11 protein-coding genes are annotated in these 17,297 nt (G+C 66.5%); 7 read left to right on the top strand and 4 right to left on the bottom strand.

Annotation, left to right across the window (positions count from 1 at the left end; genetic code table 11):
- Positions 1–32: 32 nt before the first annotated feature.
- On the bottom strand, positions 33–800 hold the full coding sequence (locus NJ75_RS18440) for a hypothetical protein (protein WP_039337146.1): 768 nt from the start codon (positions 798–800) through the stop codon (positions 33–35).
- Positions 800–1,447, bottom strand: a complete 648-nt coding sequence (locus NJ75_RS18435; protein WP_082013464.1) for an RNA polymerase sigma factor — start codon at positions 1,445–1,447, stop codon at positions 800–802. The genes NJ75_RS18440 and NJ75_RS18435 overlap by 1 nt, the downstream gene beginning before the upstream one ends.
- 306 nt (positions 1,448–1,753) lie before the next feature.
- Here NJ75_RS18435 and NJ75_RS18430 point away from each other — a divergent pair, with 306 nt between their 5' ends.
- Positions 1,754–4,930: a beta strand repeat-containing protein gene (locus tag NJ75_RS18430; protein WP_052242638.1), complete on the top strand. Its 3,177-nt coding sequence runs from the start codon at positions 1,754–1,756 to the stop codon at positions 4,928–4,930.
- A 71-nt stretch (positions 4,931–5,001) separates the two neighbouring features.
- Here NJ75_RS18430 and NJ75_RS18425 read toward each other — a convergent pair whose 3' ends face one another.
- Both NJ75_RS18425 and NJ75_RS18420 read right to left on the bottom strand, forming a co-directional pair.
- Positions 5,002–6,327 (bottom strand): family 1 glycosylhydrolase, encoded by a 1,326-nt coding sequence (locus NJ75_RS18425; protein ID WP_039337144.1) that lies wholly within the window; start codon positions 6,325–6,327, stop codon positions 5,002–5,004.
- Positions 6,328–6,413: 86 nt separating this feature from the next.
- Positions 6,414–7,325: a LysR family transcriptional regulator gene (locus NJ75_RS18420; protein ID WP_039337142.1), complete on the bottom strand. Its 912-nt coding sequence runs from the start codon at positions 7,323–7,325 to the stop codon at positions 6,414–6,416.
- A gap of 156 nt (positions 7,326–7,481) precedes the next feature.
- Here NJ75_RS18420 and NJ75_RS18415 point away from each other — a divergent pair, with 156 nt between their 5' ends.
- The 6 genes from NJ75_RS18415 to NJ75_RS23485 all read left to right on the top strand — a co-directional run bounded on the left by NJ75_RS18415 (position 7,482) and on the right by NJ75_RS23485 (position 17,289).
- Positions 7,482–8,771, top strand: coding sequence for a tetratricopeptide repeat protein (locus NJ75_RS18415; protein WP_039337140.1), 1,290 nt, complete (start codon positions 7,482–7,484; stop codon positions 8,769–8,771).
- A gap of 17 nt (positions 8,772–8,788) precedes the next feature.
- The gene (locus NJ75_RS18410) at positions 8,789–13,555 is read left to right on the top strand and encodes a hypothetical protein (RefSeq protein ID WP_039337139.1); all 4,767 of its coding nucleotides are present in this window, start codon (positions 8,789–8,791) and stop codon (positions 13,553–13,555) included.
- Between the two features lie 139 nt (positions 13,556–13,694).
- Positions 13,695–14,576 carry an SH3 domain-containing protein gene (locus NJ75_RS18405; protein WP_039337137.1) on the top strand — a complete coding sequence of 294 codons (882 nt, stop codon included), beginning with the start codon at positions 13,695–13,697 and terminating at the stop codon, positions 14,574–14,576.
- 99 nt (positions 14,577–14,675) lie between these two features.
- Positions 14,676–15,362 (top strand): response regulator transcription factor, encoded by a 687-nt coding sequence (locus NJ75_RS18400; protein ID WP_039337291.1) that lies wholly within the window; start codon positions 14,676–14,678, stop codon positions 15,360–15,362.
- Positions 15,359–16,705, top strand: a complete 1,347-nt coding sequence (locus NJ75_RS18395) for a sensor histidine kinase (RefSeq protein ID WP_039337135.1) — start codon at positions 15,359–15,361, stop codon at positions 16,703–16,705. The genes NJ75_RS18400 and NJ75_RS18395 overlap by 4 nt, the downstream gene beginning before the upstream one ends.
- Entirely contained in the window at positions 16,702–17,289 is a 588-nt protein-coding gene (locus NJ75_RS23485) for a hypothetical protein (RefSeq protein ID WP_052242637.1), read from the top strand. Before NJ75_RS18395 ends, NJ75_RS23485 begins: the two co-directional genes overlap by 4 nt.
- Positions 17,290–17,297 lie beyond the last annotated feature (8 nt).

Raw genomic sequence — 17,297 nt, 5'->3', positions numbered from 1 at the left:
GCCAAGCCCTTAGCCGAGCGTCAAGGCTGCGGCTAGTTGCCCGGCGGGGGAGGTGGCGGCGGGGCGGACCCCGTTGTCTGGCTGGGCAGCGCCTGCCCGCCCGGAAGGCCTGCGCCCGGCGCCCCGCCCGAAAAGCCCCAGCCCTGCTGCGGTGCCGGCGGTCCCATCAAACCGCGCGGCAATGCCGGGCGGGGCGAAGGGTCGGAAGTAGGCCCGGCAGTCTCGCGCGAGGGCTGCGCCGGGGTCGACGCAAGCTGCGCTTCGGGCACTGCCACGGGCGGCGCTACCGGGACCAACTCCTGTGCATCCGGCCTCTTTTCAGCCGCCGCACCGCTTCCGCGCGCCGCCGGAGGCAGGGGGACTTGCGCCAATTGCACCGGAGTTTCTGCCGCAGGCACCGCGATTGCGGAGGGCTGGGCTGCGGGTTGCTGCCGCGCCATCACAGTGGTTGGCCCGCCCGGTTGAACCGGGTTGTGCGCTGGCTGGCCGAGCAGCACGACGGCGGCAATAGCTGCCGCAGCAGCGGCAAGGCCGCCGACGGCAAACCGCACGCGCGAAGGCGCAGCCACCCGAGCGGGGCGAGCTTCAGCGCCAGTGAATGGAATCACCTGCGCCGTTTCGCGCGGCGTCGACGGCTCTGCGAGGGGTGCGGCTTCGGCGGAAAGCTGCGGCAACGCCGTAGCCTGTGCCACGATCCGCGCCGCAAGCCCCGGCGGCATTGCAGGACGCGGCGCCTTGTTCAGCATCGCATCAAGCGCCGCGCTGGCCTTCGCGGGGGAGACGGGAACCTCGCGCGCCATCACGCGTGGGCCTCGAGATCGGCACAACCGACGTCGCGCGCTTCCAACAGCGTGCGCATCTGCCTGCGGGCCCTGAACAGCAGCGATTCCATCGCCTTGATATTGAGATCAAGCACCTCGGCTGCAAGGGCGTTGGAAAAACCTTCGTAATAACAAAGGACCAATGCTGCGCGATAACGCTCTGGCAAGTCCGCCAGCGCGGCTGCCACCGCCCGGGATGCCTGATCGGCCTCGATTCGGCGATCGGCGAGAGGCGTTTCGTCCGCCGGATCGGGCAACGCCTCGACCGTAACCACGCGGAAGCGGCGCTTGCGATCGAAGCACAGGTTCATCGTCACGCGGTGCAGCCAGCCGACAAGGCCAGCGCCGGTCGGCGTCCAGCGCGGGGCGTTCTGCCACAGGCGGGCAAAGCAGTCCTGCAGCACGTCCTCGGCCTCGGCCGCATCGGACAGCATGCGCATGGCCACGCGATAGAGCGCGGGCGAATGGCGATCGACCAGCAGCGTGAAGGCGTCGACCGACCCGCGCGCAACCTCGCGCATGAGGGCCGCGTCATCCAGCGCCTCGCGATGGATCGGATCCGCAGCGGGAATCGGGCTGTCCTCAGCCGACACCGCTTCCGAGCGCAGATCGCCGTAGAAGGTCAAGGATACCCGCCGTTTCGCACCAATCCCCGGCCCAAGCGCAGGGGATTCCACGTACCCTGCCTGCCAGTTCCCAAGTGAACAACAGATTTACGGGAACTTAAGACACGGTTCGTCGCAATTATTTGCACGCCCCGGCGAAGGGTTGGCCGGCGCGCTCCGTTAGGTCCCGCGGAGGCAACCGGCTTTGCGGCCACAAGTCCTCCGACCTGTCGATCGGACAGCGGGGCCTGCCTCGCCATCCGGCACTCGGCCCGCGCCGACCGCACCCCGGCGCGGGCCATCTTTATCGGAATTCATGAGGGGTTTATGGACCGTCTTCACAGCACAACCATTCTGTCGACGCTGACTGGAGCCTCTCTGGCTCTCGTCCTCATGGCGCCTCAGGCGGCCCATGCCGACACCACCGTCAGCACCAGCACCACCGCGCCGCTCAAGACCTCGACCGCCGGGAACGTCACCGTCGCCAGTGGCGGCACCATCACGCTGGGCTCGGGCGGCACCGCGGTCACGGTCGATTCGAACAACACCGCCACCGTCGCATCGGGCGGCACCATCACCAACACCGGCGGCAAGGACGGCGACACCGGAATCACCGTCGAGGCCGGGCGCAACACCACGGTGACCAACGGCGGCACGATAACCGTGACCGAAAGCTTCAACGGCGCCGATACCGACAACAACGGCACCGTCGATGGCCCGATCGCTTCGGCCAGCAACCGCTATGGCATTCTGGTCGGCGCAGGCGCGACGACCACGGCAACGCTCAAGAACACCGGCACGATCACCGTCGAAGGCCTCAATTCGGGCGGCATGGTCGCCAAGTCTGACCTCACCGGCAGCGTTTCCAATACCGGCACGATCAAGGTACTGGGCGACAACAGCGTCGGCATCGGCACCAGGGGCGTGTCGGGCAACGTGACGGTCGAAGGCACCGTTGCCGTGGTCGGCGCGGGCGCGCAGGGCCTTGTCGTTGGCGGCAATGTCGGCGGCGCGGTGCGCATACAGGGCGCGATCTCGCAAAGCTCGTCCTACACCAATGACGCCGGCACCACGAAGACGCTTTCCCGCACCGACTTGCGCACCGGCAAGGCCGCAGTGGAGATCGGCGGCAGCGTCGCGGGCGGCATCCTGCTCGACGCGGCCCCCTATGACCTCGACAGCACCAAGACCGACGAGGACAACGACGGCGTGGCCGATGCCTCCGAAGTCACCGGCACGATCAACTCGGTCGGCAACAGCCCCGGCATCCTCGTTGGCGCGGCGAGCGACATCGTGATCGGCAAGGTCAAGGGTCGCGACGGCGAATTCTCGCTCGCGCTCGACGGCAACGTCACGGCCAATGCCGTCTACAGCAATACCGATGCCTATGCGGTCGTGATCGGCGGCAAAGGTGGCACGGTGACCATGGCCAACGGCATCGGCGTCTCGGGCACGGTCAGCGCGACGACGGTCGACCAGAAGGCAGTCGCCATCCTGATCAACGAAGGCTCGACCGTGCCCAGCCTGTCGAACAGCGGCACGATCAAGGCCACGCTGTCCTCGCCGGGCGAAGGCACTGCCTATGCCATCCAGGACAAGTCGGGCACGCTGACCAGCCTCGACAACACCGGGTTCATCTCGGTTTCGGGGACAAGCGGCGATGACCTGCGCGCGATCGACCTGACCGCCAACACCAGCGGCGTGACGATCAAGCAGTACCTCAACGCGATCGACAAGAAGGCGCAGGACGCCGAGAAGGCCGCCAGCGGCTACAACTCCGCCAACCCGACGATCTACACCTCGATCACCGGCAACATCCACACCGGCAGCGGCAATGACGTGCTCGACGTGGCTTCGGGCCGGATCTTCGGCAACAGCTTCCTCGGCGCGGGCAACGATTCGGTCCTGCTTTCGGGCGACAGCGGCTATGTCGGCAACATCGATTTCGGCGCGGGCACGGCCACGATGACGATGGGTGACACCGCCTTCTTCATCGGCAAGCTGGACATTGGCGGAAACGCGGGAACGCTCACCCTTGGAGGGACCTCGATCTTCTCGGGTACCCTTGCCAATGCTGGCCAACTGGACGTCACGGTCAACGGCGGCAGGTTCGGCGCAAGCAGCGCGGCGACCCTCTCATTTGACAGCCTCACCGTGAACTCGGGCGGTGCGCTCAACGTCTATATCGACGGCAGCACGGGCACCTCCTCCCTGATCGACGTCAACACCGCGACCTTCGCCACCGGCTCGAAGGTCACCGCCACGATCACTTCGCTCGACAAGGCGGTCGGCAACTACACTTTCCTCAAGGCAGACACGCTGACCGGTGCGCCGGTGTTCGATGCAACCAACACCCAGCTGCCGGTCCTGTTCAACGGCGCGATCAACCGCGTCGGCGAGACCCTGGTGCTGGCCGTGACGCGCAAGACCGCGGCGCAGCTTGGCCTGACCGCGCCGCAGGCCGCCGCCTATGATGCGATCTACAAGCAGGGCACGGCCGTGGCCAACCTTGGCAGCAGTTTCCTGCAAGTGGAGGATGCTGCCGCGCTGCAGGGCCAGTTCAATCAGCTCCTGCCCGACTATGCCGGTGGCGTGTTCGATTTCGTCACCCGTTCGGGCCGGATCGCATCGCGCCACCTGATGGACGACAGCTCGATCTTCGACATCAGCGAAGTCGGCGGCTGGTTCGAACCGGTCTACTTCCGCGGGACCAAGGACCAGACCGGCACGGCGGCGTTCGAGGTCAAGGGCTGGGGCCTGTCGGCCGGGCTGGAGCGCGATATCGGCGCGGGCTATCTCGGCCTGTCGTTCCTTTATACCAAGGGCGACATCACCACCTCGGACTACCAGAAGACCGATGCGAGCAACTACGAGCTTGGCCTGTTCTGGCGTCTCGCTTCCGGTCCGTTCTACGCCTTTGCCAAGGCCTCGGGCGGCCGTGTCTCGCTGAATTCGACGCGGCAGTTCACCGGCGCCGTCAATGGCTCTGCTCTTACGTACACCGCCAATGGCCGGTGGAAGGGCTGGACCGTAGGCGGCCAGGGCGGCGTGTCCTACCGTGCCGATCTCGGCGGCAACCTCTCGCTCAAGCCGATGGCCAAGTTCGATTACTACCGCCTGAGCGAAAAGGGCTACACCGAGACCGGCAGCGAACAGATCGCGCTGTCCGTCGCCAAGCGCACCTCGGACCTGCTGACCGGCACCGGAAGCCTCACTGCCGCATGGAGCGCGGGCGAGGTCAACCGCGACGAGCGCCCGCTCACGCTTGAGCTGGAAGGCGGCTACCGCGCACGGCTCGCCGGAACGCTCGGCGATACGGTGGCGAACTTCGAGGACGGCGACCAGTTCCGCCTGGTGGCCGACCGCATGAAGTCAGGCTGGACGTCCGAAGCGCGCCTGCTGATGGGCGGCATGGACTACACCTGGCAGCTGGCCGGCGGTGCCGAACAGATCCAGGGCGGCGTCGATTACTCGATCCGCGCCTCGCTCAGCATCGCGTTCTGATCGAAGCGACATCGAAAAGGGGCGGGCGGCAGGACAAACTGCCGCCCGCTTCGTTTCGGACCTCTTTCGTTTCAAACCAGCGCGTTCGCCCTGGCGATCGCCCCCAGCACGCCAGCGCTCGGCTTGGCCTTCCGCTCGAACGTCACCGGGTCATAGCTGGCGAGACCGAACTTGGGCCGGTAGCCGAAGATCCACTCGAAATTGTCGACCAGCGACCAGTGGCAGTAACCGATCACCGGCACGCCATCGTCGATCGCCTGCTTGAGGCCCGCGAGCGAAGGCGGAATGAACGCGGCGCGCACCGCGTCGTCATCAATGCCGACGCCGTGCTCGGAGACCAGCACCGGCACGCCCGTCGCCGCATGGGCATACCGCACGGCGCCCGCCAGTGACGGTGGCCAGACTTCCGTACCTGAAAAATTGCGCATGCCGCCTTCGGGCGGAGGAAGCCTGCCCTTGTCGCCCCACAAGGCGCGCTCGTAGTTCTGCACGCCGATGAAGTCGTCGGCCCTGGCCACTTCAAGCCACGACCCGTAAAGCTCGCTACGCATGCGATCGCGGATTGAGTTCTTGCCCACCGCCTGATCGTCCAGCATCGCCAGCGATACGCCGACCGGAAGGTCCGGCCGCACCGCCTTGATCGCCGCGCGGCCCGCCTTGTGCGCGGCCAGCAGACCGACCTGCAGTGCCGGCAGGTCTTCATAAGCCGCCACGTTGCCGCAAACCATTTTTTCCACGCCGAGCCGCTTGGCCGCCGTATCGAGCGTCAGCTTCTGGATGTCCCACACCGGCTTTGGAAGCATGGGCTTGAGCAGCAACAAGATGTTGGGCTCATTCAGCGTGATCGCACTGTGCATCTGCTCGCCCATCGCCTGCGTCACGCGGGTGCAGTAGCGGGCGAACAGCTCGGCGCTTTCGGGGTTGGTCCAGCCGCCTTGCGCGCTGAACCACAGGGGCGCGCTGAAGTGGCTGTAGGTGACGACCGGTGCGAGTCCCCGCGCCCGGCAGCCTTCGACGATCCGCCGATAGTGCCCCAGCATGCCCGTGCTGAACCGCCCCTTGACCGGCTCGATCCGCGCCCATTCCACCCCGAAACGATAGGTGTTGAGCCCGATCGACTTGGCCAGGTCGAGGTCACGCTCCCACAACAGGAAACTGTTGGCCGCATCGCCCGAAGGCTCGGCAAAGACGGTGGGCTGCTGGTGTTCGAGATACCACAGGTCTGACGTGGTATTGTTACCCTCGATCTGGTGCGGCGCGGTCGATGCGCCCCATAGGAAACCCTCGGGAAAGCGTGGGCTGGGGGCTGGTTTGCGGGTGGCCTTCGCAGACAGCGAGGCACCGCTTGCAGCAAGGGCAGCAACGCCCCTGGCGAGAACGGAACGGCGATCGATCATGGTTTCTCCCAAGGCTTTGCCGCCCGGCCTACGCCGCGCAAGCCATCAGGTAAAATAACCGATTATCGCCCCGTTATCGGCCCAGCCTATGCCTCGGCGAGGACATCCAGCATCGCCCGCCCCAGCGGCGGCAGTCCCCGCTCGGCCAGATAGCGCACGCCCACGCTGCGCTCGAAGGTCGCCTCGCCGATCGCAATGGCCCGCAACACGCCGATGGTCAGCTCTGCCGCCGCTACCGTACGCGGCAGGATCGTCACGCGGTCGCTATGGCGGACGATGGCCTTGGTCGTCAGCAGCGAATCGCAGCGGATCACGTTCTGCGGCACAGCCACACCGGCAGCCAGGAACAGCGCATCGACCTGGCGCCGGAACGCGCCTTGCGCCTCGGGCAGGACCCACGGCAAGTCGGCCACCTCGCGCAGCGAAACACTGTCGCCCAAGGCATCGTGCCGCCGCCCCACGATCAGGGCAAAGGAATCGCGCGAGGCCGTCACTTCAACCAGATCCGGCGGACAGGCTTCGATCTCGGTCGTCACGAAGGCAAGGTCGAGCGAACCCTTGCGCAGAAGATCGGTCAGTTGGGGATCGGGCCGCTCGATCACGCTCAGCGCGAAGGGACCGACGCGCTCCTCCAGCCGCGCCACTGCCTGCGGCAACAGGCTGACCAGCGCGCCGGGCGTCCCGCCGATCCGCAACGGCCCGGCCACGTTGCGCGCAGCGTGGTCCACCTCGACTGCCGCCGTCTCCAGCAGCCGCACCATCGCCTCGGCCCGCTCGCGCAGAGCTTCGCCCTCGCGCGTCAGCACGATACCGCTTCGCGACCGCGCGAACAGCGTCACCCCCAGCCGCTGCTCCAGCAGCGAGATCGTGTTCGAAACTGACGGCTGCGAGATATTCAGCGCCCGCGCCGCGCCACTGATCGATCCGGTCTCACACACCCGCCAGAACGTGGCGACAGCACGGGGATCAAGGCGGAGGCGCGAAGGGGGCTTGCTCATGACTCTGGCTTAGCCTGCAAGCATAGCCTGTGTCTATGTGATAAGCCTCAGGGATCTACCCTACGGGCCTTGTCACCCCCGTGACGATCATTGTCATCGGACATCGCGCACCCCCCGCGATAGCTGGAATGCCATCATCCAGTCGCGAGGGGTACGATGGCGACCAAGCACCTTTTCCTGCGGGCGACGGCCTGCGCCATGGCCGTGGCTGCCGCGCTGCCAATGCCCGCGTTCGGCCAGGCGAACGAAGCCGAAGCCCGCTATGCCGCACTTGCCGCGCAGGAGCGCCAGAAGGCCGGCGACCCCGCGTTCGACTACGCCCTCGGCCTGGCAGCTTCGGACGCCGGGTACTATGGCGAAGCCATCGTCGCCCTGCAGCGGGTGCTTGCCCGCCAGCCCGACAATGCCCCGGCCCGCGCCGAACTCGCCCGCGCCTATGCCCTGGCCGGTGACATAGACACCGCCCGCAGCCAGTTCGCCACCGTGGTCGACGATCCGACCATCCCTGACCCGGTCCGCCAGCGCTTCACCGGCTTCGTCCGCCAGTTCGACAGGCAGATCAAGGGCGGCGGCTCCGACCTTTCGGGCTTCGCGGAAAGCGCTTTCGGGCACGACAGCAACATCAACTCCGCCACCCAGCTCACCTCGATCACCATCCCGCTGTTTGCCGCGCTTGGCCCCGGCACCCTGGGCAACAACGCCCGCGCCAAGAAGGACAAGTTCTACGACATCTCAGGCGGCATCTCGGGCGTCAGCGCGATCAGTCGGCAGGACCGCGTGTTCGGCTCGCTCCTCGGCAACTTCCGCGACAATCTGGACTCTGCCGCCTTCGATCAGGCCAGCCTCACCGGGACGGCAGGCTTTGCCCACACTTTCGCCAACCGCGATGTCGCCTCGCTTTCGGGGCAGGTGCAGAAGTACTGGCTCGGCCACAAGGGCTTCCGCACCGCCTATGGCGCGATCGGCCAGTACACCCACATGCTGAGCGGCGGAAAGGCACTGTCCGCCTCGGTGCAGTACACCCGCTTCGATTACGACCGCGACCCCTTGCGCGATGCTGACCGCTTCGCCGTGGGCCTCGGCCTCGCCGCCCGCCAGTTCTCCGTCAACCTGATCGGCGGGCACGAGGAAACCCGCGCGCAGGCCGGCGATGCCGAATCCAACACGTTCGCCGGAGCCAGCGCCGGTGCCGAGATCCAGATCGCGCCCAAGGTCGCGGTGGTTGGTGGCGTGGCGTTCGACTTGCGCCGCTATGACCGCGCCGATCTGCTGTTCATGCGCAAGCGCCATGACGAGCGTGTCGACGTGACCGCTGCCGTCAAGATTGCCGTCCTGCCGCGCCTGTTCCTCCAGCCCAAGGCCGCCTGGTCGCGCAACTGGTCGAACATCGCCCTCTACGATCACGAACGCTGGACCGTGCAGGCCGGCGCGCGCTTCGAATTCTGATCCGGGAGACCAGCCCCATGAAAGCCTCAGCCCTCACCGCCCTCCTGATCGGAGCCTCCAGCCTCGCACTCGCCACCCGCGCCCACGCGCAAGAGGTGGTCTTTGCCGACAATGTCGACCTTGCCGCCGCCGCCCTGCGTGGCGAGCGCGTGACCCAAGAATCCGGCGTCACCCAGATCCGCCTCTCCAGCGGCGCGATGCTTTCGTTCGTCGAAGGCGCGGAATTCCGGCTGCGCCCCGATGGCTCGGTCGATCTGTTCAAGGGCAACGTCACCGTGACCGGCGCGGGCATGAGCGAAACACTCGTCCGCCTCGGCGGTCAGGGAACGGGCAAGATTGCGGGCGCAGGCTCGTCGGGCAGCTTCTCGGTTGCCACCGACGCCAGCGGCAAGACGATGGCCACGGGCCGCGTTCTGACCGGCCTTGCCAGCATTGCCAACGGGCGCGAGGAGCGGCGCTTCAACGCCGGGCAGGCATGGGAAGTGGCCAACGGCCACCCGCGCCTTGCCACATCGGCCCCCGTCGCGCCCGCCCCGCGCATGACCCCGCAGCGGCAAGCGCAGCTTGCGGCACAGACGCCCGTGCCAACTCCGGCACCAGCGCCCGCATCAACACCGGCACCCGAACCGGAAGTCGCCTCGATCAGCGAAGGCGGTCCCGCCGCTGCTGCCGAGAACGGGGTGCCCGTGGTCCTCGGCGAAGCGCTCGCAGCAGCTGGCGCTTCGGGCGATATCGTCTCGTCAGGCCAGCGTATCGAAGCGGCAGTGGCCAACCCCAGCCTCGAAACTTTCCCTTCGAATGATCTTGCGGTTCTCGTCGCCTATGCCGCCCGGCTTGAAAGCCTCTACGGCGGCCAGCCCTTCAACCAGGCCCAGGCCGACGTGATCCGCGCCTACCTGAACTACCTCGCCAGCGGCCAGACCCAGGCGCAGTTCCTCACCGTATATGCCGGGCTGATGGTGCAGTTCCTCGACCTCGTCCGTTCGGGTGCGGCGCCGTCCTCGTTCAGCGGCACTTCGCTGGCCGATATCAACGCCTTCATCTCCTACCGCTCGCGCACCGATGGCTTTGCCGCGCTGTCGAGCCAGAACCGCGTGCTGGTCGATGCCTATCTCGCCTTCGTATTAGGTGGCGGCAATGCCGACCAGTTCGTCACGCGCTACACTTCGCTGACCAGCGCCTACTTCGCCTATCTGCGCAGCGGCGGCGATCCGCTGGCGTTTGCAGGCGCGACCCAGGCGACGCTCAACGCCTATATGGGCTTCCTCAACGATTCCGGCCTGCTTGTGCGCCTTGCCGAAACCGACCGCGCGCTGTTGCAGGCCTATCTCGCCAATGGCGGCACCGCCTTTATCCAGCAGTACCAGACCGCGCTGACCGCCTACTTCGCCTACCTCCAGGGCGGCCAGTTGCCGAGCCAGTACGGCGCCGCCGATCCTGCCGCACTGCGCCAGTATCTCGAAACCCTGCAGGCCACGGGCCTGTTCGAACAGGTCCTCGGCGCACAGGCGACGTTCTACGCGCAGTATCTCGCCTACCTGAAGCAGGGCGGCACCATCGACGGCTGGCAGGGCCTGCCCGCCAATGTCTTTGCCGGTTATGCATCCGCACTCAGCAGCTATCAGGCCTATCTCGCGGCGGGTGGCGTGCCCTCGGCCTATACCGCGCTCGATCCCGCCGTGCTGCGTCAGTACCTCGATGCCCTTGCCGCTGCTGGCGCGCTTGACCGGTTCCTCGGCGCACAGGCCACGTTCTATGCCCAGTACCTGGCCTACTTGACCGGTGGCGGGACGATCGATGGCTGGCAGGGCCTGCCGTTCAACGTCTTCACCGGCTACGCCACGGCGCTCCAGGCCTATTACGAATTCCTGCAGAACGGCGGGCTGCCGTCTGCCTACACCGCACTGACGCAGGACGAGATCCGCCAGTATCTCGCCGCGCTTTCGGCAGTGGACGCGAACGAGGCGTTCCTTGGCCAACTCGCCAGCTTCTATTCGGCGTTCTTCGCCTATCTCGCCAATGGTGGAAACCCGGACCTCTATACCGGCCTGCCCACCCCGCCGAACTACGAAGCCTTTGCCGATGCGCTTTCGACCTATGTCGACTACCTGCAGGCGGGCGGCGTGCCGAGCGCCTATACCGGGGCCGACCTCGCCTTGCTGCAGCAGTACATCAAGGCGCTGATCGACAGCGGCAAGCTTGCCACGTTGCTCGGCACGCAGGCGGAATTTCTCACCGCCTACTACGCCTTCCTTGCAGGCGGCGGCACGCCCGATGGCTACACGGCGCTGCCTGTCTACGCGACGTATGTCACCGCGCTCGAAGCGTACTACGCTTTCCTCGCAGGCGGCGGAAAGCCTTCGGAATACACGGCACTTACGCAGGCGCAGATTCTCGCCTACCTCAAGGCGCTGACCGACGCCGGCGTGCTGGCTGCCCTGTTCGACGGGGCGACGCTGGCCTTCATCCAGAGCTACTATGTCTACCTCGCGGATGGCGGCAACCCCGACCAGTTTTCCGGTCTGCCCGGCACCAGCGCAGCCAAGGTCGGCTACAACACCAGCGCCGAAGCCACGCTGATCACCTCGCCCGTCACTGCCGACATTACTGCCGAGGGGAAGATCAAGCGCCTGCAGTTTTCGCAGAACGGCCGTCCGCTCGATTTCAACTACGCGGCAAACCCGGTCAACGTCGCCAAGGAATACGGCCGCTTCGGCGATGACGTCGCCTGGACCCGCTACTTGTCGGACACCTCGAACAATGCGGTGAACTTCAACAACCACCTCATCGTCGGCACGCCATCGGCCACGATCCCGGCCAGCGGGAAAGTCGACTATCGGCTCGTCGGCGGCACCGCACCGACTGACTACGGGGCGGCAGAAGGCGAAGTCGGGACATTCGCCGGCAGCCTCGCGGTAAGCTTCGGCGCCGCGCCCAAGGTCGGCGTGGCCATGGATGTAGTCGCGGGGAGCCGCAGCTGGCATGTCCAAACCGCAGGCGGCGCCGCCGATCCGACCAATGGCGGTTTGCTGATCGGCACGGACCGCGCCTTCGTCGGCACCAACGCGAACCTTGCCACCACCTCCACTTCCGGCGGCGGGTGCGTCTCGGCCTGTGGCACCACGCTCAACGGAAACCTGTTCGGCCAGAACGCCGCTTATGCCGGTTTTGCCTACAGCCTGTCGGACAGGTCCCTGCCCGGCTCCACCCAGATCAACGGCGTCGCCGTTTTCGGACAGACCGGAACGACGCTCGCCTATCTCGGAAAGGCTCCTGCATCGAATGTGCTGACTGGCTATACCGGCGGCTTCAACGGCACGTCCCCGCGCATAAACTTCATAACCACCCTGCGCCTCTCGAGCAGCACCCTGCTGGCGGGCAGCGAGCAGGGTTTCGATGCCCTGTCCTACACGCTCGATAGCAATGGCGGACTCACCAGCTACACCCGCGCTGGCAACTTCACCCGCACGCCAGGCACCATGACGATCAGCGACGTCGCAGGAGATGCCGATGTGCTTGTCGGTCGCTGGTCCGATGGCACCAACACCGGCGCAACTCCCTTTACCCTGACGGCAGATCAGGGCTTCCACTACATGCTGACCCGCGCCACGCCGACCGGCTTTGCGGCGCCGACCACCGGGACGATCGCCTACGACCTCCTCGCTGCCACCAAGCCGACCTGGATCGACGGCTCCGGCGCGCCCGGCACCTTTACCGGCAGCTTCAAGGTCAACTTCGGCCTCGCCCTGCCCAAGATCGCGATGGAGGCGAAGATCGTGATGCCGACCGGCGGGGTTGGCGGCGGCGCCTATACCTTCGATTTCACCACGACCGGCGGCCTTGCCGACATCACCCAGTCGACCAGCAACTTCAATGTCTTCTCCAATCAGAGCTTCAGCTTCGTCGTCCCGGGTGACGACCACTCTGGTTCGTGCAATGGCAACGTTTGCTACCTTGCCGCCTTCGGCAACTGGGCCGGCAGCACCGACAAGCTTGCCCTGACCTACACCGCCGTCAGCACCGCCGGAAACGCCAGGAACATCATCGGCGCGGCAGCCTTCAAGATTGGAGCGGGGGCTGGAACGGGAAGCGGCAACACCACGCCCGCGGCTGCGCCGGACGGCATCGTCAAGTATGTCGGCTATCTCGGCGGCGGACGCTTCTCCACCTTCGAAAACGCAACGCCCGTCACCACCGACAGCAACGGCGGGCTCACGAAGGTTGATGGCTTCTTCGAGCAGAGCGGCGCGACCAGCACTGACCGTGGCAATGCCTCCGGAATCGTTGCCTGGTCGCGCTGGGTCAATGGCAACATCACCGGCCTTGCCGGAACGCCCAGCACCACGCTCGGAACAGGCGGCCTCGCCCAGGTCTGGGGCAAGCCTGCCACCAATGCGCCGACCTCCGGCAAGGTCGACTACGCCCTCGTCGGCAGCACTCGTCCGGCAACACCCAACGCCGTCGTCGGGACGCTCGACAGTGCGAAGCTCTCGGTCGATTTCTCCACCGCCAAGGTCGGGTTCGAGGCCGGACTGACGGTGTCAGGCCAGCCGGTCACCATGGCTACCAGCGGCGGCACGGCCACCCCCTCGATCTCGCTTCGCGCCAGCGGAACGGCATTCGGTGCTGGCACCGGACAAATGACGCTGACCGGTGCCAGCGGGGCCTCGATCGAAGGCTTCCTCGCCGGGGTCGGGGCGACGCATGCCGGCGTCGGGTACTATCTCCAGACGACCACCGGCAATGTTGCAGGCGCCATCGCGTTCGGTCCGAAGGCACCCTGAACACGTCAACGAAGATGACGGCATTTGTCACGAGAGTGACGGGACAGTTGTGTGGGAGTTGAGGGGGAGTTGCCGCAGAGTTCGCGAGAGTTGGAAAGGGGCCGCACGGGGGTGCAGCCCCCCTTCTAGGGGAAGACCGATGCTTCGCAGGACCTTGACTTTCGCCGTGCTTTCAATGGTTTCCACCGCTGCCCTGGCGGCCGAAAAGGAGCCGCCGGTCACGCTCACCAAGTGCGACAAGAGCTATGGCTCGATCGCGCTCGTGGATGGCGATACGCAAGGCTGGACCAAGTACGGCCTGTCCTCCCCGCGCGAGCTGATCGCCGCCATGGCCCGAGAATCCGGCTGCTTCTCCCTGCACGATCCGGCCAGCGGCAAGCCCGCCACGTTCCTGATGAACGTCATCGCCGGTGACAAGGAAGAAGTCGACCAAGCCATTGAAAAGGCCAAGGGAGTCGCCATGGAAGGCCTTGTCCGCTCGGGCGCTGCAAGCGGAATGATGCGCAGCATTCCGGGCGCCGGCTCGATGCTCGGCATGTTCGGCGGGTTTGGCGGCAAGAAGAAGGTGGTCGCCGCCGGCATCCGCCTGATCAGCCCGGCCAATGGCCAGACCGTCGCCTCCGGCTCTGGCGAGGTCAAGAAGACCACGATTTCCTTCGGAAATGGCGGCGGGACCATCGGCGCGGTGGCCAGCGGTGCGACCGGTGCGGCCTATGCCGGAAGCAAGGACGGGCAGATGCTGATCGAGGCTTTCGTCAAGGCTTTCAACGGCTTGTCGGGCCAGGGCCCCGCCCTCGCATCGCTCGCTCCGGCTGCCGCGCCAGCACCGGCGGCCCCCGCCAGCGCGACCGCCGCAATCGACACCAGGATCTTTGCCGCGGCCGATCTCAAGTCCGCAGCTCTTCGTACCGTGCGCGCCGGGACCGCTCTCACACCCACCGGTCAGCGGCAAGGTCTGTTCATCGAGGTCCAGGACAGCTTCGGCACCAAGGGCTGGGTCTCGGTCGAGGACATGCGCTGAAACGCCCGCGAAACGAAGGGTTGCAAGGCCACCGTCCGGCGTGAAATGATCGCGCCGGACGGTTCGGCCAGGGGAAATGCCGGATCGGGGGCAGCGAAGATGGGCAATCTCAACATCCTCTACGTGGAAGACGATCCACGCGCCGCGCAGGCCGTGCAGGACCTGGTGCTGGCCGATGGCGACCGGATGGCATGGGAGCAGACCGGCACGGCAGGCCTGCAGCGCGCCGGGGCCGAGGACTTCGACGTGATCATCCTTGACCGCATGCTGCCCGATCTCGACGGCCTGACCATCGTTTCGCGCCTGCGCTCAGCCGGCGTGGGCACGCCAGTGCTGATGCTTTCGGCGCTGGGTCGCAGCGAAAACCGCATCGAAGGGCTGGAGGCGGGCGTCGACGATTATCTTGCCAAACCTTACGAGCCGCAGGAGCTGGTAGCGCGGCTGCGCGCGCTGCACCGCCGCGCAGCGGGTGCGGTTCACGGCGCAGTGATCATCTACGGCGCGTTCGAATGCCACGTGAAGGCGCGGACTGCATTCCGTTCGGGCAAGCACATCGCGCTTTCGCCCCGCGAGTTCGCGCTGTTTCGCTATTTCATGGAAAACGCGGGCGAAACGGTGACGCGCGAAATGCTTCTGCGCGACGTATGGAACATGAACTTCGATCCCCAGACCAATGTCGTCGACGTCAACATCGGCCGCATGCGCCGCAAGCTCGAGGACGGCTTTGCCGCGCCTGCGCTCGAGACGATCTGGGGCGCGGGCTATCGGCTGACGAGAGGCGAATGAAGCCAGCGCGCGTCCGGGCACGGTCGATCTTTGGCCAGCTGACGACAGCCTCGATACTGATCGCGGTCATCGCCGTGGGCGTGCTGTTCGCAGTCACCACGATCACCGTGCAGCGCCAGGCGCGGGCCTCGCTTTCGGCCACCGTCTCGACCGACCTCGCCGGCCTGATCGATATCTACGCAACGGCCGGCCGCGAGGAACTGCTGCGCCGGGTGGCCGACCGGCAGGCCGTGGTCAGTCTTGAAGGGCGGCGTTCGCATTACATGGTTGCCGATGGTGCGGGGCGGCTGCTGGCGGGCGACGTGCGCCGCTGGCCGCAGATCAACTCCGCGCGCTCCGAAGAGGGGTTCGTGACGCTGGCCGATGGCACCGAGGTCTATGCGCAAGGAGCCAGGCTTGCCCCGGACCTGCAATTGCTGGCAGCGCGCGAATATGACCGCGACCGCTCTGCGCTGGCGGTTCTTTCGGCGGCGTTCCTGGCGGTTGGCGCGGCGATTGTCGGTGCGGTGGCCTTCGTTGCGTGGATCACCGCCAGGCATCTTGCCCGCCGCATGGATGCCGTGAACGCCGCACTGGGCGCGGCGGCTGACGGACGCGCCGCGAGCTTTCCCGCCCGTCAGCGTGGGGGGGACGAGATCGACGAGGTGGCGGGGCACGGCGCACGCCTGCTGGCCCGGCAGGCGCAATTGCTCAAGGCCTACAAGCAGGTTTCAGAGCATGTCGCGCACGAGGTGCGGACGCCGCTGATGCACCTCGACAATCGGCTGGGGGCAGCGATGCAGGCTCGTCCCGAGAACGCGGGCGGCCCGATCGGCCAATCGCGCGAGGACATCCGGGCGATCCTTTCAATGCTTGATTCGCTGCTCGACATCGCCTCTGCCGAAAGCCGCCGGGGCGATCTGGCAGGGCTTGCCGAGATCGACATGAGCGCGCTGGCGGAGAGCCTTGCCGACCTTTACGAGGGCAGCGCCGAGGATGCCGGGCTGACGCTGGAAACCGCAATCGCGCCGGGCGTGACCATGCTGGGCGAGCGCATGCAGATCACCCGGCTGCTTTCGAACCTGCTCGACAACGCGATCAAGTACGTGCCCGAAGGAGGGCGTGTGCGCCTGATCCTCCGTCCGGGGCCAAGCGTGACCGTCGAGGACGACGGCCCCGGGATTCCGCGCGACCAGCGCGACCGGGTATTCGAACGCTTCTCCCGTGCGACCGCGCCCGGCGACAAACCCGGCCACGGCCTCGGCCTTGCCCTTTCACGCGCCATTGCCGAACGCCACGGCCTTGTCCTGAGGCTGGGCGACGCCCCGCGCGGCGCGCAGTTCATTCTGGAGCCTGCCCCATGAAACCCTTTGCCCTGACTGTCCTTGCCTGCGTCGCCGCGCTGGGCGGGCGTGCTGCCAAGACGCAGAGTGCCGACCGTGAGGTGCCAGTGAGGGTGGTATTGACCAATTCCTCAGGGCCGACCGAAGCCGTCGCTACACTTCTGGCCGAGGCGGACAGTTCGCAGGGCGATCCGCAGAAGTTGGGCATGATCCTTGCCGCGCTAGACTCCTTCGGAGCCCGCGCGATGCCCGGGGAGCCCGATCCGGTGGCCAACTGGCGCGCAAGGGCCGTGATGCCCGATACGCCGCCTTATCGCGGGCGCGTGCTGGGGCCGGCATACAAGGCGGGCATGCTCAACCCGGGCGCAACCGTACGCCTGCCGCAGTTGTTCGATGGGGGACGATCCGCCCGTGTTTCCGTGGCGACGCCCGGACAGGCCGCGCTCGATTTCACGGTACTGGACGGTGAGGCCAGGCCAGTCTGCCCGCCCGCCAAGGCACGGACCCGCGAATGCATGTGGACACCGCTGTTCAGCGGACGCTTCGAGATCGTGCTGACGAATCCGTCCAGCAAAGCCGCGGGCTATTACCTGGTGATAGACTGAAGAAGCGG

The organism is Novosphingobium subterraneum, assembly GCF_000807925.1.
Classification (GTDB): domain Bacteria; phylum Pseudomonadota; class Alphaproteobacteria; order Sphingomonadales; family Sphingomonadaceae; genus Novosphingobium; species Novosphingobium subterraneum.
The sequence above is the reverse complement of the archived record's forward strand: the minus strand, read 5'-3'. Positions and strand labels throughout refer to the sequence as shown.

Bases quoted from the DNA above. Each gene is read 5' to 3' on its own strand.
- NJ75_RS18410 (WP_039337139.1), top strand. From the start codon at position 8,789: ATGAAAGCCTCAGCCCTCACCGCCCTCCTGATCGGAGCCTCCAGCCTC.
- NJ75_RS18425 (WP_039337144.1), bottom strand. From the start codon at position 6,327: ATGATCGATCGCCGTTCCGTTCTCGCCAGGGGCGTTGCTGCCCTTGCT.
- NJ75_RS18440 (WP_039337146.1), bottom strand. From the start codon at position 800: ATGGCGCGCGAGGTTCCCGTCTCCCCCGCGAAGGCCAGCGCGGCGCTT.
- NJ75_RS18400 (WP_039337291.1), top strand. From the start codon at position 14,676: ATGGGCAATCTCAACATCCTCTACGTGGAAGACGATCCACGCGCCGCG.
- NJ75_RS18420 (WP_039337142.1), bottom strand. From the start codon at position 7,325: ATGAGCAAGCCCCCTTCGCGCCTCCGCCTTGATCCCCGTGCTGTCGCC.
- NJ75_RS18395 (WP_039337135.1), top strand. From the start codon at position 15,359: ATGAAGCCAGCGCGCGTCCGGGCACGGTCGATCTTTGGCCAGCTGACG.
- NJ75_RS18405 (WP_039337137.1), top strand. From the start codon at position 13,695: ATGCTTCGCAGGACCTTGACTTTCGCCGTGCTTTCAATGGTTTCCACC.
- NJ75_RS18430 (WP_052242638.1), top strand. From the start codon at position 1,754: ATGGACCGTCTTCACAGCACAACCATTCTGTCGACGCTGACTGGAGCC.
- NJ75_RS18415 (WP_039337140.1), top strand. From the start codon at position 7,482: ATGGCGACCAAGCACCTTTTCCTGCGGGCGACGGCCTGCGCCATGGCC.
- NJ75_RS23485 (WP_052242637.1), top strand. From the start codon at position 16,702: ATGAAACCCTTTGCCCTGACTGTCCTTGCCTGCGTCGCCGCGCTGGGC.